Consider the following 24756-nt stretch of genomic DNA (forward strand, 5'->3'; position numbering starts at 1 on the left):
TCGTTATTAAACATCCCATGTGCCTTGTCCGTATAAAGCAAAACTTTATATTTTTACTGCCTGTATGAAATACCTGTATCTAATAATGATTGCTATGGTAGGTTTTGTTGAACAAGGCTTTAGCCAGGCCGAGCTTGCGCCCTGGGGTAATGTTACCGGCGTGCGCAAACAAGGCCAGCTGCTTGATTTTGAAACCAGCCTGCAATACATTAAAAGCGACGGTATTCAAATACTTACTACTGAGCGCGAGCGCCAGCGTCCGGTTTACAGCCGCAATGGTAACCGGCAAACGGTAAACACTAACTTAGACAGCCTGTACTTTGAAGAAACACTAACCGAGTCAGGTGGCGAAAAAGCAGAGCTAAGCATCAAGCTCAACGCACATAGCGATACCACGTTAATAGGCGCTTATTTTATTGTTCGCATACCTAAAAAATATCATAATGAGGCACAATTTGGGTTGACAGATGCTGACCAGCCTTTAAATATTAACAACCTGACCACCGCGCCTGTTAAAGAACGGTCGGCATCATGGGCTAAGGGTTTTGAATTTAAGTCTGCCAATTTTAAGATCAAGGTAAGCGGTAAAGAACAGGATTCGATCCTGGTTCGCAAGGACGAGAACAACGGCGATTTGCTGGTATATTTCACCATTCGCACTAAAGCAATTAAAAGGGGTGAGGTAATTCAAAAAACGTATAAGCTTGAAGCCGATGGCGAGGTAGATAAATCGGCGGTAGTGGTGACGTTGAATAGCAGCCGGCAGGGCCGAGCGTTTGAAGGCTTGGGTGGTAATTTCAGGCTGCAAAACCCAACCGACCCACAGGTAATAGATTATAGTTTAGCTAACCTGCGTTTGGCCTGGGGCCGCGTGGAGTTGCCCTGGCGCTTGTGGCAGCCCGAAAAGGATGGCAACCCACTTGATGCCGCCCGGGAAAACAGGCTTCCTGCTAAAATTATCCAGTCGATGGAAATGGCGCAGCGTTTGAGTAAGATGGGCATACCTGTTATCCTCTCCGCTTGGTCGGCACCCGATTGGGCCATTGTAGGAACGCAAAACCTGAACCCGGTAAACGGCGTTTGGGGCAACCCCTTGAATAACGACGTCATTACGGATATTTACCGTTCGCTAAGCCGGTACATCACTTATTTAAAAGACAACTACGGCGTTGAGGTTAAGATGTTCTCGTTCAACGAGTCGGACCTGGGTATCAACATCCGCATGACGGCACAGGAGCATGCCGATTTTATTAAAGGTTTTGGCTCTTACATGAATACCAAAGGTTTAAAAACCAAGCTATTGCTGGGCGATAACTCTGATGCCACCACATCAGCTTTTATTACCACGGCCATGAACGATGCCGCCGCCCGCCCGTACATCGGTGCAATATCTTTTCACTCGTGGCGTGGCTGGGACACTGAAACCTTAAAAAAATGGGCCGACGCTGCTACGCAACTAAACGTGCCTTTGCTGGTAGGCGAGGGGAGTATTGATGCCGCAGCATGGCAGTACCCCGTTATTTTTCAGGAACCCACTTATGCCATAGAAGAAATTAACCTGTATACCCGTATGCTGGCCATTTGCCAGCCAGCTTCCATACTGCAATGGCAGCTCACGGCCGATTATTCGCCGCTTGCAGGTGGCGGTATTTTTGGTGATAATGGGCCGCTACGACCTACCCAGCGTTTCTGGAATTTAAAGCAACTGTCGTTAACGCCCCCTAACCTATATGCTATGCTGGTGAGCAGTAATAAGACAGAAATTTCGTGTGCGGCTTTGGGTGATAATAGCAAAGGCATTTACACCATACACCTGGTTAATAACGGCGCCGACCGGCAGATGACTTTAAAAGGCTTGCCTGCTAAGGCTCAAAAGTTTAAAGTATATGTAACTAACACCGAGAACAATGCCAAGGAATCGGGCAGTAAGAAGGCATCTAACGGTCAATTGCAATTCAAGCTACCCGTCCGCAGTTACATTACTTTGATAAGCGAATAATTCAATATACCTCTTCATAGCGAAGTACGAAGACAATCGACCGTAGGGAGCTCATTAATACCATTTAAAACAAACAATATATTAATAATCCTTCGTAGAAAAGTCAGCTGCTTGTTATAAACGTGCCGTTTCATCTGTAATCTTCGACGTTGCTAAAACATCCCGCGTTATTTGAGCTTTTATGTAAATGTCATTAGCAGCAACAGCCAAATTAACCGCAACAGATACCGATCGCATTATTGAAATGGCCTGGGAAGACCGTACACCTTTCGATGCCATAACTTCGCAGTTTGGTTTAACCGAGCAGCAGGTAATTGAATTAATGCGCCGCGAAATGAAGCTTTCGAGTTTTAAAATGTGGCGGCAACGGGTGCAGGGCAGAGCCACTAAGCACCAGCAGTTGCGCAATAAAGATATGGATAGGTTTAAGTGTAATTTGCAAAGACAGATCACACTTAATAAGATCAGCAAGCGCAGGTAATTATTTCAGGGCCGATCTCTTATTGTTCAATTGCTTTTCTACCTGTTTCTTTCAGGAAAAACGTAATGAGCATCGCAACTGCAATTCCGGCTACGAGAAACAGGCCAGCCGATTGAAAGTGCGCTGCATGGTTGCTGGTAGTTGTCAATGTTTGGCCGTATAGCTTACCAAAAATGGGTCCTAAAACTGAGGTAACTGCAAAGGTGATAAAGTTAATTGCCCCTGTAGCGCTGCCTTTAACTTTATCGGGGTTTACCTCTTTAATAATGGAATAAGGGATCATAGCCACACCAGAGCCTACACCCATAATAAATGTGCTGATGTAAGCCGGCAGCAAACCGGGTAAATAAAGCAGTTGCAGTAAACTCAATATCATGATGATGCAACCGCCCAAAAGCACAGGCTTACGTTTGCCTGTGTAATCGGCAAGCCAGCCCATCAGCGGGCAGCCTAACGCCCAACCCAGCGGAACCATGGAGCTTATCAAAGTGGCATCACTATAGCTAAACTTCCTGTCGTGCTGAAAAAATACAATTCCCCAAATCATGATGAAAACAGTGGTAGGCGCAAATAGTAACCCCGAAACCAAGCCGCATAAATACGACTGGGTATTACCAAAAACAATTTTATATGGGGCCAGCCAGTGCCCTTTAGGCATGATTTCATCTTCTTGCATTTTTGGTTGCTCTGATGGCGTAATGAGATAAATAGCTACGCACAACACTAAAGAAATAATGCCCGCTGCAACCCAAAAAATCGGCAGCGATATGCCACCCCGAATTAGAGGAGCTACAACAAACTGCCCTGCCGTGCCACCAAGCATTCCCAAACATTGTGTAAAGCCAATGGCTGTAGCCAGCTTGCGTGCCGAAAAGCCTTTGGCCGCGAGGTAAACACAACCCGGAAACGCAAACGCAGACCCCGCGCCCTGTAAAAGCCGCGCAATGTTGCCAGTATATATATTTGACAGAGCGAACAAAATGCATCCCAAACCTAAAATGGCTATTCCTATTGATACGGCATACCTGGCGCCGGCCCTGTCTAAAGCTATACCGGCTATTAAACTGGTTACCGAATAGGTATAGTAATAAGTTCCTACTATAGAGCCTACACCAACCGTACTAATGCCGAAAAAAACAGATAGCTCCGGGATCATCACCGATGGAGCCGACCGTACCGCATATTCTACAAAATAGAACAGCATGCCAATAAACCATGCAATTACGTAAACATTTATCCAGCTTTTTTTATCAGGAGCGGAGGTTATATTAAAATTCATTTTTGCAGTACTTAAGTAGCAATTGTTTATATAAACCCAACATCAGCATATAGTTTGGCAAATGCTGTATTAAAAACGTTGTACAGCTATTGTATTGCCTGCTAATTAATATATATGATCGCATATGCGAATTAATTGTCATAGGCACCTTAATTCTGTTATCTTACCAAAGTGATTGCACAATCCTAAATAAACCCACCATGAAAATTGCAGTATTCAGTACCCATCAATACGATCAGGATTATTTTAGTGAGTTCAATACCGGTCATGAACTTACTTACTTCATTCTTCCGCTTAACGAGCAAACTGCCGCTTTGACCGTAGGGTACGATGCCATCTGCATTTTTGTGAATGACGTTGTAAACAAAGCCGTTTTAGATTTATTGCATACCAACGGCGTTAAGCTTATAGTACTGCGTTGTGCCGGCTTTAACAATGTAGATGTACAGGCAGCCGATGATTTAGGCATGCCGGTGCTGCGGGTACCCGCTTACTCGCCCGAAGCTGTAGCCGAACATGCCATGGCTTTAATACTTACGCTAAATCGTAAAACGCATAAAGCATATAACCGTGTGCGTGAGGGTAACTTTTCGCTCGAGAAATTAATGGGTTTCAACCTCCACAACCGCAAGGTGGCCGTAATTGGCACTGGCAACATAGGTAAGGCATTTTGCCATATATTAAAAGGTTTTGGATGTAAAATAAGTGCCTATGATACTTACCCTGATAATACCCTTGCAACACAAGGTGTAACCTACGGAACCTTAGAAGAAACCTTAGCCGATGCGGATATAATTTCGCTGCATTGCCCGTTAATGGATACTACCCGCCACCTGATTAATAAACAAACGCTTAAGCTATTAAAAAAGGGAGCTATGCTTATCAATACCAGCAGGGGAGGACTAATTAATACCGTTGATGTTATTGAGGCTTTAAAAGACTGCCAACTGGGTTACTTAGGCCTGGATGTTTATGAACAGGAAGGCAAGTTGTTCTTTCACGATTACTCTGAAGACGTTATACCCGATGAGTTGATAACCCGTTTAATATCGTTTCCGAATGTACTGATTACCTCACATCAGGGCTTTTTTACAAAAGAAGCCATGGAGCAAATAGCCACCATTACTTTCGGTAATATTGATGCCTTTGTAAAAGGACAAGAGTTGGTGAACAGGGTTGCCGTTTAGTAAAAATAAATAAAGCCGGCCTGCAAAAGCAAACCGGCTTTACTCAAATAAAATATGTTTTTAGTTAAGTACCAATTCGCCTAAGGCTTCTTTACTGAAGCCTTTTAGCTCGTCGGTACGTTCTTCGCGGATTTTTTGAACCCAGAACGGATCTGACAATAGCGGGCGTCCAACGGCTACCAGGTCAAAATCGCCACGGTCCATACGGCGTACCAGTTCGTCTAAAGAACTTGGTTGTGAGCTTTCACCGGCAAAGGCGGCTAAAAATTCGCCGGTTAAACCAACCGAACCTACGGTAATGGTAGCTTTGCCACTCACTTTTTTAGCCCAGCCTGCAAAGTTCAGGTCCGAACCTTCAAACTCCGGCTCCCAAAAACGGCGCTGTGAGCAATGGAAAATATCAACACCGGCATCGGCCAGCGGGTTTAGCCAGGCTTCCATTTCCTGTGGGTTATTGGCCAGCTTGGCATCGTAAGCGGTAGGTTTAAATTGCGATAAGCGTAGTATAATGGCAAAATCTTCGCCTACCTGCCTGCGTACTTCTTTAACCACTTCAATGGCAAAACGACTGCGCTCGGGCAGGGTTTTACCACCCCAAATGTCTTTACGCTCGTTGGTGGGCGCCCAAAAAAACTGGTCTATCAGGTAGCCGTGTGCACCGTGTATCTCTACCGTATCAAAACCTAACCTTTTGGCATCGGCAGCGGCTTTACCAAAGGCAGTAATGGTTTCGGCTATATCACTCTCGGTCATGGTGCGGCCGTTGTTAAAGCCCGGGCTGTTCAAACCCGACGGGCCTTCAAAAGGTACTGGCGGCACCCAGCCAGAAGCATGATTAGCCATAACACCCATGTGCCATATTTGCGGGCCCATGGCACCACCGGCAGCATGTACACCGTCAATTACATTCTTCCAGCCGCCTAAAGCCTGCTCGCCGTAAAAATGAGGAACGTTGGCATCGTTTGAAGATGATGGACGGTTAATCACCGTACCTTCAGACAAGATCAATCCAACCTCTCCCTCGGCTCTTTTGCTGTAATAGGCAGCCACGGTTTCGGTAGGCACACCATCAGGCGAAAACGAACGCGTCATGGGCGCCATTACAATTCTGTTCTTAATATTTAACGATTTTAGGCTGAAAGGCCTGAATAAGCTATCGGTATTCATTGTATAATGATTTATTTAAATTATATATCTGATTGAATAAGTTGACTCAGTTGTGCAAAAGCATCTTCATTGCGTTGGTAGTAGGTCCATTGCCCAACCCGGGTAGATTTTACCAGCCCGGCACGTTGCAGGGTGGCTAAGTACTCAGAAACGGTAGATTGGGTAAGGCCTGCCTTGTTTTGTATTTGCCCTACACAAACGCCGTTATCAAAGCCATTAACAGCTTGATCTGGAAAGTTTAATTCCGGGTCTTTAAGCCAGGCTAAAATTTGCAGCCGGGTTTTGTTAGAGAGTGCTTTAAATATTTCTATCTGATCCACGGCACAAATATATATCGGCTTTTCCCGATATGTCAATCTTTTGATGTTAGATGACAATGGCATGAAAGCAATTGCAGTTCATGACAAATAGATGAGTTTTAAACCAGCGCATAACAATTTAGCGTAGGCTTAACAATTCTTTAAAACATTTAAGAGTGATGCGTGTCGTTTGCTTATAAGCTGCTATACCGCTATGTTATATAAAGACAAATCTACCCAAGTAACCAAAAACGAACTAACCTATATACAAAAAGTGTGGCATACGGTTGCCATTGTGGCCCTGCTGGTGGTAGTTATCCTGATAGCGCGCGTGGCATTCAATGTGCTGCTCATGATGCTGTGCGGCGTGCTCATTTCTGTTTATTTTCACGGACTGGGCGATCTGATAGAGCGCCATACCAGCCTGAGCCGTCGCTGGGCCATGGTTATTTCGGTGGGAGGGTCGTTTGCATTGCTGGGTATATTGCTATGGTTTATGGGTACAACAATACAAAATCAGGTATCGCAACTAAGCAATACATTGCCATCCACCATCAATACGGCCCGCGCTAAAATGGCCGAAACGCCGATAGGGCACAAGGTACTGGAATACTTTTCGGGCGATAATTCTCAAAGGCTAATGACTACAGCGCAGTCTTTCTTTAGTACCAGCTTTGGTGTACTCGGAAATATATATATCATATTTTTATTAGGGATATTTTTTACCGCCAGTCCATCCTTGTATAAAGACGGAATTATCATGTTGATACCCGAAGATAAAAAGTTCATTGCCCGCTATATTATGAACCGCATAAGCCTGTCGCTCAAAGGCTGGCTTAAGGGTATGATGCTGTCTATCGTGCTCATTACCATTTTGCTTACTATTGGGCTGTCTATTATTGGTATCCCCGTAGCTCTCGTGCTGGCGCTTATTGCAGGTATGCTTAAGATCATCCCTAACTTTGGCTCATTGGCGGCCATGATACCGGGCGTGTTGCTGGCCTTAACCATGGGCACTAATACGGCTATTATTGTAACGTTACTATACATCATATCGCAAACCATCGTCAGCAATATTGTAACCCCGCTTATTCAGAAAAAGATGATCAACCTGCCACCAGCGTTGACCATCATCAGCCAGATCATTATGGGTACGCTTTCGGGTGCGTTAGGCATTATTATGGCGGTACCTTTACTGGCAATTGTGTTTGTTTTGGTTGATGAGTTGTACGTCAAAAAAATTAACAATACCTCCTTAGAAACCAAAACACGCGAAATGCCCATGGCTGATTGATATAGCGGATAAACTAAAAAGCCTTAAAATAAAATGTCATCTCGAACGATAGTGAGAGATCCTGTTCAAATGGTAAGTTACACACCTTACATCACGAACAGGATTTCTCGTTAGCACTCGAAATGACAACCGTTTTCACAGTTAACTGTATTTGTGCATCCTGTAAGATTATTAGTTAAGCCTCATCATAAGCCCTCTGCAACTCTGCAATATCCAGCTTCACCATTTTCATCATGGCTTGCGCTACTTTCTGCGCTTTCTTAGGGTCTTTATCCGTCATCATGGTAATCATGGCCGAAGGTACCACCTGCCATGAAAGGCCAAACTTATCGGTGATCCAGCCGCATTGCATAGCCTTGCCGCCTTGTAAAAAGTTATCCCAGTAATGGTCAACTTCTGCCTGATCATCGCACATAATAACGAACGATATGGCAGGGGTAAAGCTGTAATGTGGTCCGCCATTCAAAGCAGTAAAGTGCTGGCCGTTGAGTTCGAACGACATGGTCATTACCGAACCTTCCGGGCCGGGGCCGCCGCTGCCGTAGCGCGTGGTTGCTGTTATTTTTGAATCTTTAAAGGTAGATGTGTAAAATGTTACGGCTTCTTCGGCATTGTCGTTAAACCATAAAAAAGGTGATATTTTGTGCATAATTTGGGTATTGGGTATAAATCAAATGTACAGCTTGCGCTTAAATTATGCTACGTTCAATAGCGACAATATAAGGGGCTAAATGCGGCGAACTACACAGGCTTGCTGCAACCGTAGTTACATAATAGGTTTAAAGCGGAAATGTACAGCTAAACCGGGAGTAATATTGTAATTTTGCGCTTTAATAAAAATTTAAGCGAATGGCGTGGTCAGAGAAATTAAAGCTGAAAAAGGGACTGATATTATCATTGAATGAGGCTGGACTCACCGCGCCAAAAGAAATTCAGCAAAAAACCTTGTCGCGCATAAACGGCGGACAAGACATCATAGCCGTTGGCCCCGAGGGTTGCGGCAAAACCACGACCGTGGTACTGGCCGCCCTCAACCGCTTTACCCATACGGCCGATGGTATTACACGTGTGCTTATCCTGGTAAACGATAAAGAGCGTGTTGAAGAGGTAATTAGCCGCATAGAGGCTATAAATAACAACAAGAATATATCTGTAGTAGGCTTATACGCCACACCGGGTACCGAGGCGCAAATGGATGCCATGGCCGATGGTGCAGATATTGTGGTGGCTACGCCCGATAGGGCCCGTGTTATTTACCTCAAACTTGGCCTCAATCTCAATAAAATAGAACTGTTTATTTTAGATGATGCCGACCTTGTTGTAAAGCAAGGCCTGCAACTGCCCGTGGCCGAACTGGCCAACAGCATTATTAAATGTCAGCACGTGGTGTTTACCGAGGTTTTGCACGATAAGCTGAACCGCATGATTGCACCTTTTATGAAACAGCCTGCTATGATAGAGGTGGAAGAAATAGGAGAGGCACCGGTCGATACGCATCCGCAGGTATTATATCATGTGCCTAACTTTGGCACCAAGCTTAACCTGCTGCGCCTGTTTATGCAGGACGAAGACTTGTTTACTAAAACAGTAGTATTCGTAAACACCCGCCATACCGCCGAAAAATTGTACAAAAGCCTGGAAACCCGTGTAAATAACCGGGTAGCCCTGCTTAATTCCTGGTTTTTTGAGTGGACCGGTTTTGCCGAGGTGGATGATTTTAAGCAGAGTGCCCAAACTAAAATACTCATCGTAGCCAACGAAGGCTTAGAGCCTATATCGCTGCACGGGGTGCCTTTCATCATCCATTTTGAATTACCGGCCGAAAAAGAAACTTACGTAAACCGCATGGTGAACGAAAACCTGAGTACCGACGAAGAAACCATGGCGCTTACCTTTGCCACCGACCTGGAATTAGGCATGGTGCGTAAAATAGAGCAGGTGCTCGGACAAAAAATTCCGGTAGGCGAACTGCCCGATGACCTCATCATAGAGCGGGAACGCAAGAAAAATACCGAAGAAGAGAAACCTGCCGCCAAAAAGAAATCTGACGAGCCAGTTGTAGGCGAAGCCTTCCACGAAAAGAAAGCCAGCAATAGCAAAACCTATAACTACACCTCAGGCGAAAAAGCCAAAATGACTAAGAAAAAGAAATACGGTTGATGCGGTTGGAAGAAGGACTTGGAGAAGAAGGACATTTGGAGGAAGGACTTTAGGAAAGTTAAAGGAAGGGAAGGTAAAGGAATTGAAATGGAGCTAAAACAATCCGTTTCAATCATGCATTTTTCCTCAGTCCTCAGTCCTCAGTCCTCAGTCCTCAGTCCTCAGTCTCTCCTGGCTTTCCACATACAGGTCTTCTACTTTTTTGCGGGCCCAGGGTGTTTTGCGTAAAAATTTGAGGCTTGAGGAGATGCTTGGGTCGGCGGTAAAGCAATTGATGCGGATGCGTTTGCCCAGTTCCGGGAAGCCATAATAGTTTACCAGTTCGGTTAAGATGTTTTCCAGCGTTTTGCCATGAAGCGGATTGTTGGGTTGCGTGGGCATGGTCAAAAATAGCTATTTAATGTTACCGGCTAAAAAAAGTAAGTTTATTCAATGCATTAAATTGAATAGTTTCGCACTATCAATAACCTCTGTATGCCGGTAAATCCAAAACTTGTTCCTGAAGAAAAAATTCAACTCCACCAGCGGAACAGGCATAAAGGCCTTTATAATTTTCCGGAACTTATCAAATCGAGCCCACAACTGGCGTCGTTTGTGAGTATGAATCAGTATAACAATTTATCTATTGACTTTAAAGACGCGGACGCGGTAAAAGCGCTGAATAAGGCGCTGCTCAAGCACTTTTACGGCGTCGAACTTTGGGATATCCCTGAAGGTTACCTTTGTCCGCCTATACCCGGCCGGGCCGATTACCTGCATTATGTGGCCGATCTGCTGGCTCAAAGCAATAGCAGCCTGCCCCGTGGTAAAACGGTAAAAGTGCTGGATGTGGGTGTGGGTGCTAACTGTATTTACCCCTTGATAGGTCATCATGAATACGGCTGGAACTTTGTGGGAGCCGATATTGATGCGTTGGCGGTAAGGTCGGCCATGAATATTGTAGAGGCTAACGGGTTAGGCAAGTACATCAGCATCCGCAAGCAAAATGCCAAAACGCAGTTCTTCAAAGGCATCATCAATGCCGGAGAAAAGTTTAGCCTCACCATTTGTAACCCGCCATTTCATGCATCGTTGCAAGAGGCGGTGGCTGGTACCGAACGCAAGTGGAAAAACTTAGGCCATCAGCAAAAAGCAGATGCAACACTCAATTTTGGCGGGCGGCAAAACGAACTGTGGTGCGCCGGTGGCGAGGAAGGTTTTGTGCGCAATATGATCGAAGAAAGCAAAACCTTCGCAACTTCGGTATTGTGGTTCACCTCGTTGATCTCTAAAAAAGAATCATTGCCCGGCTGCTACCATGCCCTCAAACAGGCAAACGCAGCGCAGGTACAAACCATTAATATGGCACAGGGCCAAAAAGTAAGCCGTTTGCTGGCGTGGTCGTTTATGGACGAAGCGGCTCAACAACAATGGTGGAAATAACCTGAATAATACATTACTCCTAATATGGCAATAGAACTTAAACGCACACAAAGTACCGATCCTGATTTTAAATTACTGGTAGGCCAACTGGATGCCGGGTTACGTGTAACCAACGGTGACATCATGGACATTTACGAACAGCATAACATTATTGAAAGCATAGATACCGTTGTAATTGCCTACCTTGATGAAAAACCAGTGGCCTGCGGCTGCTTTAAGCCATTTGATAGCGAGGCTGTTGAAATAAAACGCATGTTCGTGAGCCCCGAAGCAAGGGGTAAGCGCATCAGCGCTTTGGTATTACAGGAACTGGAAGCATGGGCTAAAAGTATAGGTTTTAAAGCCACCGTTTTAGAAACAGGATCGAGGCAGGTAGAAGCTCAAAGTTTATACAAAAAGACTGGATATGTGCCTATACCTAAGTATGGCCCTTATGTTAATTTGACTGATAGCTTTTGTTTCCAAAAGAATTTGTAAGGTTTATTTAACGGGGGCTGTTTCAAAGTGACGGGCGTAAACGTATTGATATAAAAATCTGAATTATGACTATCACAAAATTGATCAAAGCAAACTTAGGCCTGGTTTTAATGGCTGTAGTGCTGCTATCGGCAGTTGCCTGTAAAAAAGATAAGGCTAAACCTGAACCAAAACTTGCCTTGCACGGCGAATGGCAGGAATTGGGCCTAAGCGCTGGGTTAGAACGCAATCTCTATTTCAGTTCAGACAACGGTTTTAAAATGGATGTTATAGACAGAATTTCACCGTCAAATATTATAAATATTTATACCGGTTCTTATACCCTCGTTAATGATAGTGTTAAGGTGAAAATTAACAAAAAGCAAACGATTAAAGATAATATGCTTGTTTCTTCGGAGGTTGTTGATAATGATTTGTTTGAGAAAGGTACCTATCAAGTGGAAGGCAATGTGCTCACCCTGAAATATATTACCTACCCGGCAGATGCACCCGCAAGAACAGAAATTAAATATCGCAGACGTCTTATCGACTAAATTTGAGACCTATTAAAAGAACAAGGCCGCTGATTATCAGTGGCCTTGTTTGTTTGATACAGCGCTGTATCCGCGTTTATATTGCAAAGCTTCTATAGCGTTAATGAGATAGGCAAAGGGTGCGTTCCAGTTGATGGCTATTTCGTTTACGGCATAGGCCTGGTCGTTGTCAACAAACGCCTGGTTAGGTATCAAAGAGGGGAGCTCAACCTTATCCTGCCTGCCCGGGTTTGGTCCGCCCGAAAGTAAGCCGGGCACCGGTTCTGCAATACCATCGGCTATGGATGGCCGGTGATGCGGGTGCATAATGGGTTTGCGGCCAAAGCCGCTCTCGTAGCAATAGCCTGTTCCGTTACGGCCCAGCAGGTAATCAAGGTTGGAGAGCGCCGCATCAGCGTATTCATTTTTACCTGTTAATAAATAAGCTTGCAGCAAGGCAATGCCCTGGTTGGCAGCATTGGAGTTGCTGCCCCAGCCAAAATCTTTAGCCGTTTTGCCCATTACAGTTTCGTAGGCAGTGTTATTCCAGCCTTTCATTAGGTTGCTGGCAAAAGTAATGAGCTGCGCCTGCAGGGCAGGGATAAGCGCTTTACCGGCAGGGGTTAGCTTGGTGCGGTTTCGCAGTAAACTATAATAACCCAGTGTGTTTACCTGTGGCCACGAAGGTATATTAAACCTGGCGTTGGTAGCATTGGCACCTTTTAGGTAAGCATCGTTTAGGGTAGTGATATATAATTCGGTAGCAGCCCAGGTAAATTCGTCTTCAAAATGCTGATCGCCATAGGCGCCCGTACTCACCTCTGGTTTAAAGCGGGTGTTCATCGCATCCTGGTTGTATGCTACGTTTGGATTTGCCAGCGCCCATTGCCAAGCCTGTACAGCTGCTTTCAGGCATGAATCTGAAAGTCCGGGCAGTGGCTTATTGTATGCTTTGTAAACGCGACTGGCCTGCGCCATTACAGCAGCAAAATCGAGCGTTGCTGCGGTGCCCTTTTGCACCACGTAACGCGGCGTGGTAGCCTTATCAGGCATAATCATAGCATCAAAAGCCGCATTGGTTAGTTTGTGGTAAACGCCGCCATCGTTAGGGTCTTGCATAGTGAGCATCCAGCGCAGGTTCCATAAGGTTTCGTCGAGCACATCGGGTACTTGGTTAGTGCTCTCGGGAATGTTCAGGCGCACGGTTTTCATGTAATCCGGAAAATCTTCGTACAAGGATAGCAAAGTGCCCATGCTAATGCCGCTGTTTACCACGTATTTATTATAATCGCCGGCATCATACCAGCCTCTGGGCGAAGAGATCACCGTTCCGGCAGGGCGTTTTTCGGTTGCGGCGGATGGGTGGATGAGTACTTTATCATCCGGGTGACCCATTGGCCGTGCCCATTTGCCTGCATGTTTTTGCGGTAGCGCTATTGATGCCCGCTGATAATAGAATGCCTTAATAGAGGCCGCGGCCGCCTGGGCATGTATGCCCGGTTTAATTTCCATTGGGTAAGAAGCCCCCATCTCTGGTATTGCCAGCCTGTAACGTCCCCGCATTTGCAGGGCGGTAAAGTTGGCAATGTAAGTAACCCGGCCTGCAAGATCGGGTTGGGCAGAGGCTTTTAAAGTGCCCGCAAATACTTGTTCATTATCACCCTTAAGGATGATGAATTTGTGTGGTTTGCCAGAAAGCACCACCGCTATTTTACCCGCATTTGGATAAAAGCCTACCTGGTTTAACCGTATACTGTCGGCCGATATGGTTGGTAACTGGCCGCGTGCGGTTATACTCGTAGCAGATGTTATTGCAAACGTTAGGAGCAGGCTATAGGTGAGGCATTTAAACATTGGTTAGGTAATTAAGTGTAGCTAATTTACCGTTTGTTTAGCTACATTCCACCCTTCCACGGTAATAGTTGGCGTGCCGTTAATTTTAGATAGTGGTGCGCTTACCGATATTGTACTGCTTTGATGAGGCGCCAGGGTGATATAGCTGGCCGACCAGTAACTTGGCCTCAATTCTTCGCCTTTAACCATTAGTTGCGGCCGCACAAAAAAGGCCAGTTGGTTGCTGTTATTGCTAATTTGTAAGGTCCATTGCTGTTCCGTTTTGCTTTTTACGGTTTTGAGTAACGTGGTTTTTAACTGAGTTTTAGGCAGCTTATTCAAGGCTGTATAATCGTTACCCGGCGCCATCCAATAAGTATTGCGCGAGAGTACTTGCCCTTTTACGTTCTTTAATGATAGTTCTACAAAACTCAGTTCTTTAACCGGCTTCAGTACGTAGGCCAGCGGTATCACATTTTTAACGCCTTCATCGTCTAAACTGGCGGTAGCTAATTGGTGAAAGAGCTGTTTGGTGCTGGTGTTATAAACATTGGCTTCCAGCATCAGCGTACCGGTAGGTTTGTGCATGCGGTTAACCACGGCTACGGTGGAGTCGTTTTGGTTAAACTGGATGTGCAGTGGTTCAACAGCATTTTGCATAAAGTAGTAGCCAGCATTAGGCTGAAGGTACCAATCGTATATCTGCCATATTACACTCGGGAAAGCGGCATTAAGCTTCCATAGCATCACGCCGCCGGTTTCGGTAAGTTTATGGCCGGCTGCCTCAAAAATGCCCTGGTAGCCGGTTGCATTCATGAGCTGCATTTTGTTGGAGAAATCTAACCTGCTGGTAGGCTTGCCGTAACGGCTTACCATATCGTTATAATATTCATCGTACTTGCCTGCGCCGGTAGCAGCATCATGGTAACCCCACATGTTGTTAAGCGGGAAAGGCAGCTTTTTGTCCCACGTGGTATCGGGAATGTTTTTAGCCAGTGTGTTATAAGGTGGCTGCGACGGCAGGCCGGTTTCGTCTTTAAAAACCCAGTCTTTACCGGCATCGGCTAACTTGTAGTATTCTTTAGGGTCTTTCCAGGCATAAGGGCCACCGCTATATACGCCTGATGGCTTATTATCGGGCCAGGCACCTTCCCAACCAACTGGCAACTTGGCAAAGCCCGATGAACTTGGGATGAATGGACGCGTGCCGTCTAACATAATAATGCTGTTGCGCATTACATCGTACAACTCTCTGCGGGCATGTCCCTCGTTTCCTCCTGTCCAAACCAGTAGACTGGGGTGGTTACGGATGCGGTAAATGGTACTGATCACGTTTTTGGTAAATACGTTTGCTTCTAAAGGGTAGTCTGGCGATCCTTTGAATTCGCCCTGTGTATCGCCGGTGATCCAGAAATCGGACCATACCATTAAACCATATTTATCGCAGGCGTTCCAGAAATGATCGGGCGGGGTAATACCGCCACCCCAAATGCGTACCAGGTTAACGTTGGCCGTGCGGCACAGGTGCAGTTCGTGATCGTAACGGGCCGAATCGCGGTTAACCATCATATCGGGCACCCAGGCACCGCCATTCAGGTGTACCCGTTTACCGTTCACATAAAATTCGCGGCGGGTAAAGCCGTTTACATCCGTAGCTTTAGAGCTCACCGTGCGTATACCGAACACAAATGTAGTATCGTCGGTTACTTTTCCGGCATTGCTATACTGCAGCCTGATGCGGTAAAGGTTAGCGCGACCATACCCGTTTGGCCACCACAGTTTAGGATTACGCACATACAATTCACTAATTTGCGAAGGCGTTAGGCTTAACGCCTTGGCCTCGCCAGCCTTTACCGCAATGGCTTTAGTAAATTGTATGGCTTTACCTGTAAAGTTTTCGGGCTTGATGTTCACCAAAAGTTTTCCGCTGGTGGCTTGTTGAGTGTAATTTGACAGCGTTAAGCTAAGCGATAGGTCTGCCGTGCTCGTATCAGGCAGCGAAGCTAAATGGGTTACCAGTTTGGGGCGGCCAATGGTTACTGCGCCGGTAGTGCGCAGGTATACGGGTTGCCATATACCCATGTTACGGTCGCGCACGGGTGGCATCCAGTCCCAGCCGGCAGAGCATAGCATGGTTACGTTCTTGCCAATATCGCCGGTGGGGCCACCATTTAAGTAGAATGGGCCCATAGCTTCCAGCTGTTCCTTATCAGGCAGTCCGGGATAATCTAAGGGGTAAATTTTTACGGCAAGTGCGTTGTTGCCGCCTGCCAATACCTGGCCGCTTACATTGAGATTATGCTCGGCAAACATGCCCACCATTTGGGTAGAATCGGCTATGCGTTTACCGTTGAGCCAAACCTCGGCCCGGTAATTTATTCCTTTAAATATGAGTTGAAATATCTTACCCTTATCTGCCGCCGGTACCTTGAATGTAGTGCGGTACCAGTAAGGCTTCTTCCATGGATTAGGATTGCCCGGAATATGACTGAACTTTTCCAGGCCGTATTGCTTATTAAACTCGTCGCTGGCATCGGGGATACGCATGTTGTTTAAAGCTTGGTAGGGGCTGGGGTAAACGCCGTTGGCTACTAAGCCTGTAAGCACTGTAGACGGCACCTTAACCGCATACCAAAGGTTTGCCGACTTATAGTTTACTGCCGATAACGCGCTACCGCCCGTTTTTACAATTGCCGAAGACTGCAGTTGAAAATTACTGAGCTGCACCTGCTTTACGCCGCTGTTTTGTGCCCGTAAACTCATTGCAGAAAAGGTGCATACGAGTATAAGGTATGCCACACGATTATATATTTTCATGGTATAACAACCAAGGTTTTTGGTACCGGTATACACGCACTTACACCCCAATAAAAAGTGAAAGCTAACCGGCTACATGGCCTTAATTATTACAATAGTAACTACAAAAAATAGATCATCCTACACCATTTATGGCTAAAATTGAAGTGTAATACTATTTTATCTGTAGGTTGCAACCAAATGGTTTATGTTGATGTTTTTTTAGCAGATAGCAGGAAATTAATTTTTAACAGGCTCTTGAATAACCAGTAGGTTCATGAGCATGTTTTACACTTCCATGCTTACGGCAACATCATTCGGTTATGTAAAATAACGTTGTATAATTAGCTATCGTGCCCTTGTCTTTCTCTACCACCTTACCATCTATCGTAATTTTATCCGGATCATATTTTTGCTGGTTGAGCATAACTTTGATCTCGTAAGTTTTGTTGTCGCCTAATTTGAGGTATAAGGTGTCATCGGCAGCCTGAAGGAAACCTACAGGGATTAACAAGTAATTGTAATTGAACTTTTCATTGCCGTAAGAAAAAGGCGGCCTGATATTGAAATCAACCGCTGTTACCTTTCCGGCGGCATCTTTACGGGTTATTTGAATCTTGCTCTTTTCGTAATAGCCGGTGATTTTATCACTTAACAGATCGCCGCCCAAGCTATTTTTGATGACCAGGTTGAGTGTCGGCACCTGGATAGGCGAACAGGCACAAAGTCCGCCGCCGCCAACATTCTCTTTTTTACAGGCTACGCTGGCAATAAATAATATGGTACAAATAAACAAGATCTTTTTCATGGTGATAGCGTTTAGGTTTTGTAAGCGATATGATTTTTATACAACCATACGTTGCACTGCAGGCAGTTGTGACAGTAGCTTAAAAATATTGCTGCCTCAAAAAAGCCATAGGAGGGTATTGTGTGTATTATCCTGACCTTAGAAACCGCGGATAAAATACTTCCAATAAAAAAAGCCTTCCCTGAAACAGGAAAGGCTTTAGAGCGAAAGACGAGATTCGAACTCGCGACCCCGACCTTGGCAAGGTCGTGCTCTACCAACTGAGCTACTTTCGCACGGTTAATGCTGATAACAAAGCCCTGATGGATGAGCATCAAGGCTTGTGCGCTGCAAATATACGGTTTTGCACTAATCTTTAAAATAAAATTATGCTTTGGCGATGGTATGGTTTGTAGGCTTTTATAAATGAGGGTATTAAAGTTTATGTGTGTTATTTAAAACGAGGCAGAACCATAACCGCTTTTTCTTGTTACTTAAAAAAATATAACGCCATGAAAAATCCATTTGAAAAAGAAGACGATAAAAGCTTAGTAATTGTTGCAGTATCTGTTGGCGCTATTTTAGCTGGCGCCATTGCTTATTTGTACGCCAAAAGAACAGGCTTTTCTTTGAACAAAAAAGTAAACGAGGTGATAGAAGAAGGTAGTGAGCACGCTACTGATTACCTTACAAAGAAGGTCCCTCATTTGAAAAAGAAGAAGACCGATCTGCACGAGATTGAAGAAATTGTGAAAGGATAATATCTGCAAACATATTTTAATGAAGAGAGGCTGTCTCATAAGTACGAGAACAGCCTCTTTTTCTTTGATTTATTCGGATAGGTGGCGGAGAACGTTTTCGTATAGACGATTCTCAGAGCCTCTATTTTACTTATGAGACAACCTCTTTATTTGTAAAAATTCTTTTGTATTCTTGATTTATAGAACGTGGAAATCTTTAAAGCACCTATAAACCAATGAACACAACCGTTGCACACGATGAGCGCATAGCCAAACTAACCTTTGCCTCCGTATACCCCATGTATGTGGCAAAAGTGGAAAAGAAAGGCCGAACCAAAGAAGAACTCGATACGGTAATTACCTGGTTAACCGGTTTTGACACTGATATAATGCAACAACTCATCAACGACAAAGTAACTTTCGAAGCGTTTTTTAAGCAGGCCTCGCTAAACCCCAACGCGCACCTCATTACCGGTGTAATATGCGGTTACCGTGTAGAAGAAATTCAAAACCCCTTAACGCAGCAGTTGAGGTATTTAGATAAGCTGGTAGATGAGTTAGCTAAAGGTAGAAAGATGGAGAAGATTTTGCGTGGGATGTAATTGGTTTGGTTAATGGCTTTTACGGCACACTTTGTAAGTGGTGCGGTGAAAACACCGACCACAGGCTGAATGGCTTTTACGGCACACTTTGTAAGTGGTGCGGTGAAAATACCGACCACAGGCTGAAAATGGCTGTTATTTATAAGCAATGGGTGAAAACACCGACCCTATGACGAAAATTGCTTCCAGTGCCCTTCAGATACAACTTCCACCAGATTACCGTTTACTTTTATTGCTGTTTGGTCATCAATGGCATACGACGTTACTGGTAGTGAAGCCGCTAATTGTTCAATATTTGCTAATGAGTTTTGTGGGAACCACTCGTGGTCAAGGTGTGGGTGAATAGCAAAGTTTACGAAGTTGAGCGATTTATTAGTTTCAGATGTTAGTGTATGGTTTCCATAAGTAGTACCATAGCGAGTCATAACCATACTGCCGGCACTCAAGCCTACATAAACCATTTTATGCAACAGTGGTGGCAACAAAGCGGCCAGTCCGCTCTTTTGCATCCAGTAACACAAGTACTGGCAATCGCCACCCCCAACAAGCAGTACGTCAGTTTCCTGCAGCATGGGCATCCAAAGTTCGGTTTTAACACTTGGCAGTGCTGTCAATTCTAATACGCCTATCGACTTCCAGCTTAACTGGCAAAAAGGATCGCCTATTGTTCCGCAAATTACTTTTGATATTATTTGCGAACCACCTGCTATACCATATATAGCAGTAGGAATAAACAAAGCGTTAGCCTCACTTACGGGTTTTCCTAATAATTCGACCAATGCATTGTGAATACTTTTATTACTGATTCCGGCAGAGGTTAGAAGGAGTTTCATAACACAAAGATAACCAGTAATAACGTCAATTAATGAGGTGTACCTGCGACGTAATCAAGGGTGAAGTGCGACAGTCGATACTTTTTAAACGAATAAAGCCCGGTACTTTCGTATCGGGCTTTGTAATCAGAGCGGGAATAAAACCCGCATTTCATTTATAGGAATAAGATTTCAGTACTGCTTACTATTCAAAAGATTTGATATCAAATAAAGGGTTAGATATTTCATAACTTTACTACATAATGATAATATATAGGCAATGTCAGAACAGTTAAATTTTAAAAGTGAAAGATTCTTTGACTATCGTAGTCAGCATACCAACCATTCCGGAACGGTTATAAAAGAATATACGCACAGACTAAAAATTGTTGCTGATTTAACACTTCATTGTATCTGCCCAGTTTGTGGTGCTCCCGACTGCGGTAATGATATGTATTTATGGGCCGAATTTAGCGGTGAGAAGTGGGCAATCCACCTTGGGGCAGACTCATTTGATGCTTATTTAAATTGCTGGCACTACGATGGAATTACAGAGGATGAATACAGGCAGCTTCCCGAATTAATCAGACATAGTAATGAGATGATCGGGTGGTGCGATATTTACTCGGAGCCTAACAACGAAATTGATGCTTTCGACTTTTTGAAAAGCCTTGAAGTTATTAAAGATTCGGACTACGCAAATGATGGAGGTGAATTTTTAGAAATTTACTATCCTATATTAAAGTCATTTACAAATGCTGTTATTAAGGAAAACACAATTTTAAATGTATTAAAATGATATATAATGATTAGTCTAAATTTAAGCTAAACGAACAAAGCCCGGTACTTTCGTATCGGGCTTTGTACTCAGAGCGGGAATCGAACCCGCACTCCGTTTACGGGAACAGGATTTTAAGTCCTGCGTGTCTACCAGTTCCACCATCTGAGCAGGTGATCGTTGTGCGGGAGAAGAGGCAGGCGTCGGCCTGCACACCACACAACTATAAACCTTAAAAATAAATCCCTCCTGAAGTTCAAAAGGGATTTGAGCGAAAGACGAGATTCGAACTCGCGACCCCGACCTTGGCAAGGTCGTGCTCTACCAACTGAGCTACTTTCGCATTTTAGCTTGAAGTTTCTTTTAACAGATAACCCCTTGCGTTTTGGTGATGCAAATATAGGCACAAAACCGTATTACGCAAATAATTATTTTAAAAGTTTTTTAACTTTATTATAACTCGCTGTCTTTCAAAACATCATTGATCAAATCGCTCTCATATCCACGGCTCATAGCGTACTGTTGCAGCTTGTAGCGGCGTTTAAAAGTGTTTTTTTCGGTAGTTACAGCCTGTTTTTTCTCTATCAGTTTTTGCAAAGTGGCCAAATAAGCGTCGCCATCAATGGTTTGCAGGGCTTTGCTAATCAATTTATCGGGTACTTGCTTCAATTTTAATCCTTGTTTTATTTTAATGCGGCCCCAGCCTTTCAGGTTAAATTTGCCCTGGGTATAGGCGCGGGCAAAACGTTCTTCGTTTAAAAAGTTACCGGTAATGAGTTGACTTATTACACTCTCTACGCCGGTAGGGTACATGCCTAATTCATATAACTTATTGCGCACTTCCTGTTGCGAGCGCTCCTGGTAGGCGCAAAAGTGTTCGGCCTTGGCCAGGGCTGTTTTTTCATCCGTAATTCTCTTCTTTTTCGGCTCCTCCATGCAAACCAAATTTACCAAAAATTCTTGTGTTTGTATAAATATAGCCACCTTAGTAACATGTTGAGCAGCCAGTATCCTATAGCCCAAGTGCAACAAATGATAAGCGCCGGCGGCACCATTGTAAGGGAAAACAACATCAGTACCCTCATTACCGATAGCCGGCAAATTAGCAACCCCGCCGAGAGTTTGTTTTTTGCGTTACATGGCCGCCGCGACGGGCACGAGTTTATTGCCGAGGCTTATAACCACGGTGTGCGCAACTTTGTGGTGCAAAGGCAACCTACGCAAGAGTACCCGGCAGCTAACTTTTTAATAGTTACCAATGTACTACAAGCGCTGCAAACGCTGGCTGCCCATCATCGCAGCCGGTTTAATTTACCTGTTATAGGCATTACGGGTAGCAACGGAAAAACCATTGTCAAAGAGTGGCTGTACCAACTGCTCGCTACTGATAAAAACATTGTTCGCAACCCTAAAAGCTATAATTCACAAATAGGGGTGCCGCTTTCGGTTTGGCAAATACAGGAAGACAACGACTTGGGGATATTCGAGGCTGGCATATCTACCATTGATGAAATGGATAAGCTGCAAGCTGTTATTCAGCCCACCATAGGCGTACTCACACATCTGGGCTCAGCACATGATGAGGGTTTTGATAGCTGCCGTACCAAGGTGCTCGAAAAGCTGAAACTGTTTAAGAGTTGCGAATTGCTTATACACAACTACGACCAGTTGCTCGAATATAAGTCTGACCTGCCGGAGATAACCCAATTTACCTGGAGCATGAACTTTAAGGAGGCCGATCTCTACGTATTCAGCGAAACAGTGATCTCTAAGCGCTTTTACCTGCGTGCTGTTTTCAAGGGCGATGAAATTGAGTGTTTGATACCGTTTCTGGACGAAGCTTCGGTGGAGAATGCCATTGTTTGTTGGGCAACCCTGCTGGCTATGGGCTACAATGCAACAGATGTGGATGAGCGCCTGGAGCACCTGAGCCCGGTAAGTATGCGCCTGGAAATGAAGACAGGCATCAACGATTCGTCTATCATTGATGATTCGTACAACTCCGATATCCGCTCGCTTGAGATTGCGTTGAACTTTTTGCAACAGCAAAATCAACATAAAGTGAAAACGTTGATCTTGTCGGATATTTTCCAATCGGGTTTGCAGCAAGATGAGCTTTACCGGCAGGTGGCCGATATGGTAAAGAATAAACGGGTTGATAAGTTTGTGGGAGTAGGCGAGGCGCTGCAACAGCATCAGGCCTATTTTGAAGGCATTCCGCAAACCTTCTTTTATACCCATACGGCCGATGTGCTGCGTCATCGTAAGGAAATTAACTTTACCAACGAGGCTATCCTCATAAAAGGTTCGCGCAGTTTTGAGTTTGAACGCATTAGCCGTGCCCTGGTAGAAAAGGCGCACGAAACCATGCTCGAAATTAACCTGAATGCCTTACTCAGCAACCTCAACTTTTATAAGTCGAAGTTGCAGCCGGGCGTCAAAGTAATGGCCATGGTCAAGGCGTTTTCTTATGGCAGCGGTACCTTTGAGGTGGCTAATATCTTACAATATAACAAGGTAGATTACCTGGCGGTGGCTTACATAGATGAGGGAATCTCATTAAGGCAAGCCGGTATTACCCTGCCTATTATGGTGCTCAACCCCGAGCCATCTGCCTTTGACAGGCTGGTGGAATACAAGTTGGAGCCTGAAATTTACAGCTTTGGCCTGATGGACAAGTTTGTGAAATTTGCCCGCCTGCACAGCATCAGCCATTACCCGGTCCACTTAAAGATAGATACCGGCATGCACCGCTTGGGTTTTGAAGACTTTGAATGGGATGCCCTGTGCGATTTGCTCGAAGATAACCAGTACATCCAAGTGCAATCTATGTTTTCGCATTTGGTGGCCAGCGATTCGGAAGCGCACGATGCCTTTACCCTCAAACAAATTAAGCATTTTAAGCAAGCTTTTGAGCAAATAGAGGCAGCTTTAGGCTACGAGGTCATTAAGCATATTGCCAATACCTCGGCCATTACCCGCTGGCCCGATGCTCAGTTTAACATGGTGCGCCTCGGCATTGGCTTGTATGGTATTGATGCCGCCGTGCCCGACCATCTGAATGGACTGCAACCCATTGCTACTTTAAAAACCAGTATCTCACAGGTTAAAAACATAACAGCAGGCGATACCATTGGCTATAACCGCAACGGCAGTTTGCTGAAAGACGGCCGCATAGCCACCATCCGCATTGGGTATGCCGATGGCTACCTGCGGGCCTTTGGCAACGGCGTGGGCAAAATGCTGGTGAAAGGCGTGCTGGTACCCACCGTAGGTAATATTGCTATGGATATGTGTATGATAGATGTAAGCAGTGTGGAGGTAAAGGAGGGCGATGAAGTGATCGTGTTTAACGAACTGCAAACCATCGAAGACCTGGCCCAACAGATAGGCACCATTCCGTACGAAATATTGACCAATATTTCGCAGCGCGTAAAAAGAGTGTATTTTTATGAGTAAAATTGCACCTGGATATGAACAGGTTTGCCAGCTTATTATTCAGATACTTTATTAAAGGACTCTTGGTAGTAGTGCCTATGGGCGTTGCTATCTTCTTAATTTATTGGGCGGTTTCTAAATTAGATAATGCCCTCAACCTGAGCGATGTACTGTGGGTTAACCCCAAAACCGGGAAAGGCCTTTACATACCAGGGTTAGGCATTTTAACGGTGCTGGTTTTGATCATGATTGCCGGGGTACTGGTGACCAGCGTAATAACCGACCCTATTCGTAACTGGCTTTCGCGATGGCTTAACCGTTTGCCGCTTTTCAAATTTCTTTACTCCTCCATTAAAGACCTTACCGAAGCTTTTGTAGGGGAGGAGAAGAAGTTTAACGAACCGGTGCTGGTTGAAGTAAGCCCGGGTGTAAAAAAGATAGGCTTCCTCACTCAGCATGATCTTTCGGTTATAGGCTTACCCGGCGATGTCGCCGTTTACTTTCCTTTTTCGTATTCTTTTGCCGGTCAGGTATTGATCGTATCTGCCGAAAACGTAACGCATATCGACAAAAGCGCCGCCGACATGATGAAATTCGTGATCTCGGGTGGGGTTACGGAGTTGAAGTAGTTGTTACAAACCTGTCATCTCAAACGATAGTGAGAGATCCTGTTCAAATTGCAAAGTAAGCCAC

At 44.9% G+C, this 24756-nt stretch carries 23 protein-coding genes and 3 tRNA genes; 13 read left to right on the forward strand and 13 right to left on the reverse strand.

Annotated features, from left to right (window positions below):
- Nucleotides 1-64: 64 nt before the first annotated feature.
- Both IEV61_RS07340 and IEV61_RS07345 read left to right on the forward strand, forming a co-directional pair.
- Nucleotides 65-1999: a glycoside hydrolase gene (locus IEV61_RS07340; RefSeq protein ID WP_188415263.1), complete on the forward strand. Its 1935-nt coding sequence runs from the start codon at nt 65-67 to the stop codon at nt 1997-1999.
- Between the two features lie 187 nt (nt 2000-2186).
- A complete protein-coding gene (locus IEV61_RS07345) occupies nt 2187-2480 on the forward strand; it encodes a TIGR03643 family protein (RefSeq protein ID WP_188415265.1) in 294 nt (97 codons plus the stop codon).
- A 19-nt stretch (nt 2481-2499) separates the two neighbouring features.
- Here the strand turns inward: IEV61_RS07345 and IEV61_RS07350 are convergent, their stop codons facing one another.
- Nucleotides 2500-3759 (reverse strand): MFS transporter, encoded by a 1260-nt coding sequence (locus tag IEV61_RS07350; protein WP_188415267.1) that lies wholly within the window; start codon nt 3757-3759, stop codon nt 2500-2502.
- Nucleotides 3760-3959: 200 nt separating this feature from the next.
- On the opposite strand from IEV61_RS07350, the gene IEV61_RS07355 reads away from it, so the two are divergent.
- Complete coding sequence (locus tag IEV61_RS07355; protein ID WP_188415269.1) at nt 3960-4946, forward strand: 2-hydroxyacid dehydrogenase; 987 nt, start codon at nt 3960-3962, stop codon at nt 4944-4946.
- A 60-nt stretch (nt 4947-5006) separates the two neighbouring features.
- Here the strand turns inward: IEV61_RS07355 and IEV61_RS07360 are convergent, their stop codons facing one another.
- Together IEV61_RS07360 and IEV61_RS07365 are read right to left on the reverse strand one after the other, a co-directional pair.
- A complete protein-coding gene (locus IEV61_RS07360; protein WP_188415271.1) occupies nt 5007-6113 on the reverse strand; it encodes an NADH:flavin oxidoreductase in 1107 nt (368 codons plus the stop codon).
- A gap of 20 nt (nt 6114-6133) precedes the next feature.
- Entirely contained in the window at nt 6134-6433 is a 300-nt protein-coding gene (locus IEV61_RS07365; protein ID WP_188415272.1) for an ArsR/SmtB family transcription factor, read from the reverse strand.
- 193 nt (nt 6434-6626) lie between these two features.
- On the opposite strand from IEV61_RS07365, the gene IEV61_RS07370 reads away from it, so the two are divergent.
- Nucleotides 6627-7706, forward strand: a complete 1080-nt coding sequence (locus tag IEV61_RS07370; protein WP_188415274.1) for an AI-2E family transporter — start codon at nt 6627-6629, stop codon at nt 7704-7706.
- Nucleotides 7707-7881: 175 nt separating this feature from the next.
- Here the strand turns inward: IEV61_RS07370 and IEV61_RS07375 are convergent, their stop codons facing one another.
- Entirely contained in the window at nt 7882-8355 is a 474-nt protein-coding gene (locus IEV61_RS07375; protein WP_188415276.1) for a VOC family protein, read from the reverse strand.
- Nucleotides 8356-8555: 200 nt separating this feature from the next.
- Between IEV61_RS07375 and IEV61_RS07380 the strand changes: the two genes are divergently transcribed.
- The gene (locus IEV61_RS07380; protein WP_188415278.1) at nt 8556-9866 is read left to right on the forward strand and encodes a DEAD/DEAH box helicase; all 1311 of its coding nucleotides are present in this window, start codon (nt 8556-8558) and stop codon (nt 9864-9866) included.
- A gap of 147 nt (nt 9867-10013) precedes the next feature.
- Here the strand turns inward: IEV61_RS07380 and IEV61_RS07385 are convergent, their stop codons facing one another.
- Complete coding sequence (locus IEV61_RS07385; protein ID WP_188415279.1) at nt 10014-10247, reverse strand: VF530 family protein; 234 nt, start codon at nt 10245-10247, stop codon at nt 10014-10016.
- Between the two features lie 93 nt (nt 10248-10340).
- On the opposite strand from IEV61_RS07385, the gene rlmF reads away from it, so the two are divergent.
- The 3 genes from rlmF (at nt 10341) to IEV61_RS07400 (ending at nt 12298) form a co-directional block, all read left to right on the forward strand.
- A complete protein-coding gene (rlmF, locus tag IEV61_RS07390) occupies nt 10341-11288 on the forward strand; it encodes a 23S rRNA (adenine(1618)-N(6))-methyltransferase RlmF (RefSeq protein WP_188415280.1) in 948 nt (315 codons plus the stop codon).
- Nucleotides 11289-11312: 24 nt separating this feature from the next.
- Nucleotides 11313-11765, forward strand: a complete 453-nt coding sequence (locus IEV61_RS07395; protein WP_229747066.1) for a GNAT family N-acetyltransferase — start codon at nt 11313-11315, stop codon at nt 11763-11765.
- Between the two features lie 65 nt (nt 11766-11830).
- Entirely contained in the window at nt 11831-12298 is a 468-nt protein-coding gene (locus IEV61_RS07400; RefSeq protein ID WP_188415281.1) for a hypothetical protein, read from the forward strand.
- A 36-nt stretch (nt 12299-12334) separates the two neighbouring features.
- Here the strand turns inward: IEV61_RS07400 and IEV61_RS07405 are convergent, their stop codons facing one another.
- From IEV61_RS07405 to IEV61_RS07420, 4 genes are all read right to left on the reverse strand, one after another.
- The gene (locus IEV61_RS07405; protein ID WP_188415282.1) at nt 12335-14131 is read right to left on the reverse strand and encodes a glycoside hydrolase family 9 protein; all 1797 of its coding nucleotides are present in this window, start codon (nt 14129-14131) and stop codon (nt 12335-12337) included.
- A gap of 21 nt (nt 14132-14152) precedes the next feature.
- Nucleotides 14153-16927 carry a glycoside hydrolase family 2 protein gene (locus IEV61_RS07410; RefSeq protein ID WP_188415283.1) on the reverse strand — a complete coding sequence of 925 codons (2775 nt, stop codon included), beginning with the start codon at nt 16925-16927 and terminating at the stop codon, nt 14153-14155.
- A 292-nt stretch (nt 16928-17219) separates the two neighbouring features.
- Nucleotides 17220-17714 carry a hypothetical protein gene (locus IEV61_RS07415; RefSeq protein ID WP_188415285.1) on the reverse strand — a complete coding sequence of 165 codons (495 nt, stop codon included), beginning with the start codon at nt 17712-17714 and terminating at the stop codon, nt 17220-17222.
- Between the two features lie 202 nt (nt 17715-17916).
- Nucleotides 17917-17989 (reverse strand) — tRNA-Gly (locus IEV61_RS07420).
- Between the two features lie 216 nt (nt 17990-18205).
- On the opposite strand from IEV61_RS07420, the gene IEV61_RS07425 reads away from it, so the two are divergent.
- Nucleotides 18206-18454 (forward strand): hypothetical protein, encoded by a 249-nt coding sequence (locus IEV61_RS07425; RefSeq protein ID WP_188415286.1) that lies wholly within the window; start codon nt 18206-18208, stop codon nt 18452-18454.
- A gap of 215 nt (nt 18455-18669) precedes the next feature.
- Nucleotides 18670-19035 (forward strand): DUF2200 domain-containing protein, encoded by a 366-nt coding sequence (locus tag IEV61_RS07430; protein WP_188415288.1) that lies wholly within the window; start codon nt 18670-18672, stop codon nt 19033-19035.
- A gap of 167 nt (nt 19036-19202) precedes the next feature.
- On the opposite strand, the gene IEV61_RS07435 is transcribed toward IEV61_RS07430, so the two are convergent.
- The gene (locus IEV61_RS07435; RefSeq protein WP_188415290.1) at nt 19203-19868 is read right to left on the reverse strand and encodes a Type 1 glutamine amidotransferase-like domain-containing protein; all 666 of its coding nucleotides are present in this window, start codon (nt 19866-19868) and stop codon (nt 19203-19205) included.
- Nucleotides 19869-20127: 259 nt separating this feature from the next.
- On the opposite strand from IEV61_RS07435, the gene IEV61_RS07440 reads away from it, so the two are divergent.
- A complete protein-coding gene (locus IEV61_RS07440; protein ID WP_188415292.1) occupies nt 20128-20646 on the forward strand; it encodes a hypothetical protein in 519 nt (172 codons plus the stop codon).
- A gap of 65 nt (nt 20647-20711) precedes the next feature.
- On the opposite strand, the gene IEV61_RS07445 is transcribed toward IEV61_RS07440, so the two are convergent.
- From IEV61_RS07445 to IEV61_RS07455, 3 genes are all read right to left on the reverse strand, one after another.
- Nucleotides 20712-20796: transfer RNA gene (locus IEV61_RS07445), tRNA-Leu, on the reverse strand.
- A gap of 99 nt (nt 20797-20895) precedes the next feature.
- Nucleotides 20896-20968: transfer RNA gene (locus IEV61_RS07450), tRNA-Gly, on the reverse strand.
- Nucleotides 20969-21078: 110 nt separating this feature from the next.
- Complete coding sequence (locus tag IEV61_RS07455) at nt 21079-21561, reverse strand: regulatory protein RecX (protein WP_188415294.1); 483 nt, start codon at nt 21559-21561, stop codon at nt 21079-21081.
- 57 nt (nt 21562-21618) lie between these two features.
- Here IEV61_RS07455 and IEV61_RS07460 point away from each other — a divergent pair, with 57 nt between their 5' ends.
- Together IEV61_RS07460 and IEV61_RS07465 are read left to right on the forward strand one after the other, a co-directional pair.
- Nucleotides 21619-24084, forward strand: coding sequence for a bifunctional UDP-N-acetylmuramoyl-tripeptide:D-alanyl-D-alanine ligase/alanine racemase (locus IEV61_RS07460; protein ID WP_188415297.1), 2466 nt, complete (start codon nt 21619-21621; stop codon nt 24082-24084).
- Between the two features lie 14 nt (nt 24085-24098).
- On the forward strand, nt 24099-24692 hold the full coding sequence (locus IEV61_RS07465) for a DUF502 domain-containing protein (RefSeq protein WP_188415299.1): 594 nt from the start codon (nt 24099-24101) through the stop codon (nt 24690-24692).
- The last annotated feature ends 64 nt before the right edge of the window (nt 24693-24756 follow it).

The organism is Mucilaginibacter galii, from assembly GCF_014635825.1.
GTDB classification, from domain to species: domain Bacteria; phylum Bacteroidota; class Bacteroidia; order Sphingobacteriales; family Sphingobacteriaceae; genus Mucilaginibacter; species Mucilaginibacter galii.

What these genes read in the sequence shown, in the direction of transcription:
- IEV61_RS07415 (WP_188415285.1), bottom strand. Translation starts at nt 17,714, where the DNA reads ATGAAAAAGATCTTGTTTATTTGTACCATATTATTTATTGCCAGCGTA.
- IEV61_RS07460 (WP_188415297.1), top strand. Translation starts at nt 21,619, where the DNA reads ATGTTGAGCAGCCAGTATCCTATAGCCCAAGTGCAACAAATGATAAGC.
- IEV61_RS07350 (WP_188415267.1), bottom strand. Translation starts at nt 3,759, where the DNA reads ATGAATTTTAATATAACCTCCGCTCCTGATAAAAAAAGCTGGATAAAT.
- IEV61_RS07430 (WP_188415288.1), top strand. Translation starts at nt 18,670, where the DNA reads ATGAACACAACCGTTGCACACGATGAGCGCATAGCCAAACTAACCTTT.
- IEV61_RS07400 (WP_188415281.1), top strand. Translation starts at nt 11,831, where the DNA reads ATGACTATCACAAAATTGATCAAAGCAAACTTAGGCCTGGTTTTAATG.
- IEV61_RS07435 (WP_188415290.1), bottom strand. Translation starts at nt 19,868, where the DNA reads ATGAAACTCCTTCTAACCTCTGCCGGAATCAGTAATAAAAGTATTCAC.
- IEV61_RS07340 (WP_188415263.1), top strand. Translation starts at nt 65, where the DNA reads ATGAAATACCTGTATCTAATAATGATTGCTATGGTAGGTTTTGTTGAA.
- IEV61_RS07395 (WP_229747066.1), top strand. Translation starts at nt 11,313, where the DNA reads ATGGCAATAGAACTTAAACGCACACAAAGTACCGATCCTGATTTTAAA.
- IEV61_RS07385 (WP_188415279.1), bottom strand. Translation starts at nt 10,247, where the DNA reads ATGCCCACGCAACCCAACAATCCGCTTCATGGCAAAACGCTGGAAAAC.
- IEV61_RS07410 (WP_188415283.1), bottom strand. Translation starts at nt 16,927, where the DNA reads ATGAAAATATATAATCGTGTGGCATACCTTATACTCGTATGCACCTTT.
- IEV61_RS07465 (WP_188415299.1), top strand. Translation starts at nt 24,099, where the DNA reads ATGAACAGGTTTGCCAGCTTATTATTCAGATACTTTATTAAAGGACTC.
- rlmF (WP_188415280.1), top strand. Translation starts at nt 10,341, where the DNA reads ATGCCGGTAAATCCAAAACTTGTTCCTGAAGAAAAAATTCAACTCCAC.
- IEV61_RS07455 (WP_188415294.1), bottom strand. Translation starts at nt 21,561, where the DNA reads ATGGAGGAGCCGAAAAAGAAGAGAATTACGGATGAAAAAACAGCCCTG.
- IEV61_RS07355 (WP_188415269.1), top strand. Translation starts at nt 3,960, where the DNA reads ATGAAAATTGCAGTATTCAGTACCCATCAATACGATCAGGATTATTTT.
- IEV61_RS07405 (WP_188415282.1), bottom strand. Translation starts at nt 14,131, where the DNA reads ATGTTTAAATGCCTCACCTATAGCCTGCTCCTAACGTTTGCAATAACA.
- IEV61_RS07370 (WP_188415274.1), top strand. Translation starts at nt 6,627, where the DNA reads ATGTTATATAAAGACAAATCTACCCAAGTAACCAAAAACGAACTAACC.
- IEV61_RS07440 (WP_188415292.1), top strand. Translation starts at nt 20,128, where the DNA reads ATGTCAGAACAGTTAAATTTTAAAAGTGAAAGATTCTTTGACTATCGT.
- IEV61_RS07380 (WP_188415278.1), top strand. Translation starts at nt 8,556, where the DNA reads ATGGCGTGGTCAGAGAAATTAAAGCTGAAAAAGGGACTGATATTATCA.
- IEV61_RS07375 (WP_188415276.1), bottom strand. Translation starts at nt 8,355, where the DNA reads ATGCACAAAATATCACCTTTTTTATGGTTTAACGACAATGCCGAAGAA.
- IEV61_RS07360 (WP_188415271.1), bottom strand. Translation starts at nt 6,113, where the DNA reads ATGAATACCGATAGCTTATTCAGGCCTTTCAGCCTAAAATCGTTAAAT.
- IEV61_RS07345 (WP_188415265.1), top strand. Translation starts at nt 2,187, where the DNA reads ATGTCATTAGCAGCAACAGCCAAATTAACCGCAACAGATACCGATCGC.
- IEV61_RS07425 (WP_188415286.1), top strand. Translation starts at nt 18,206, where the DNA reads ATGAAAAATCCATTTGAAAAAGAAGACGATAAAAGCTTAGTAATTGTT.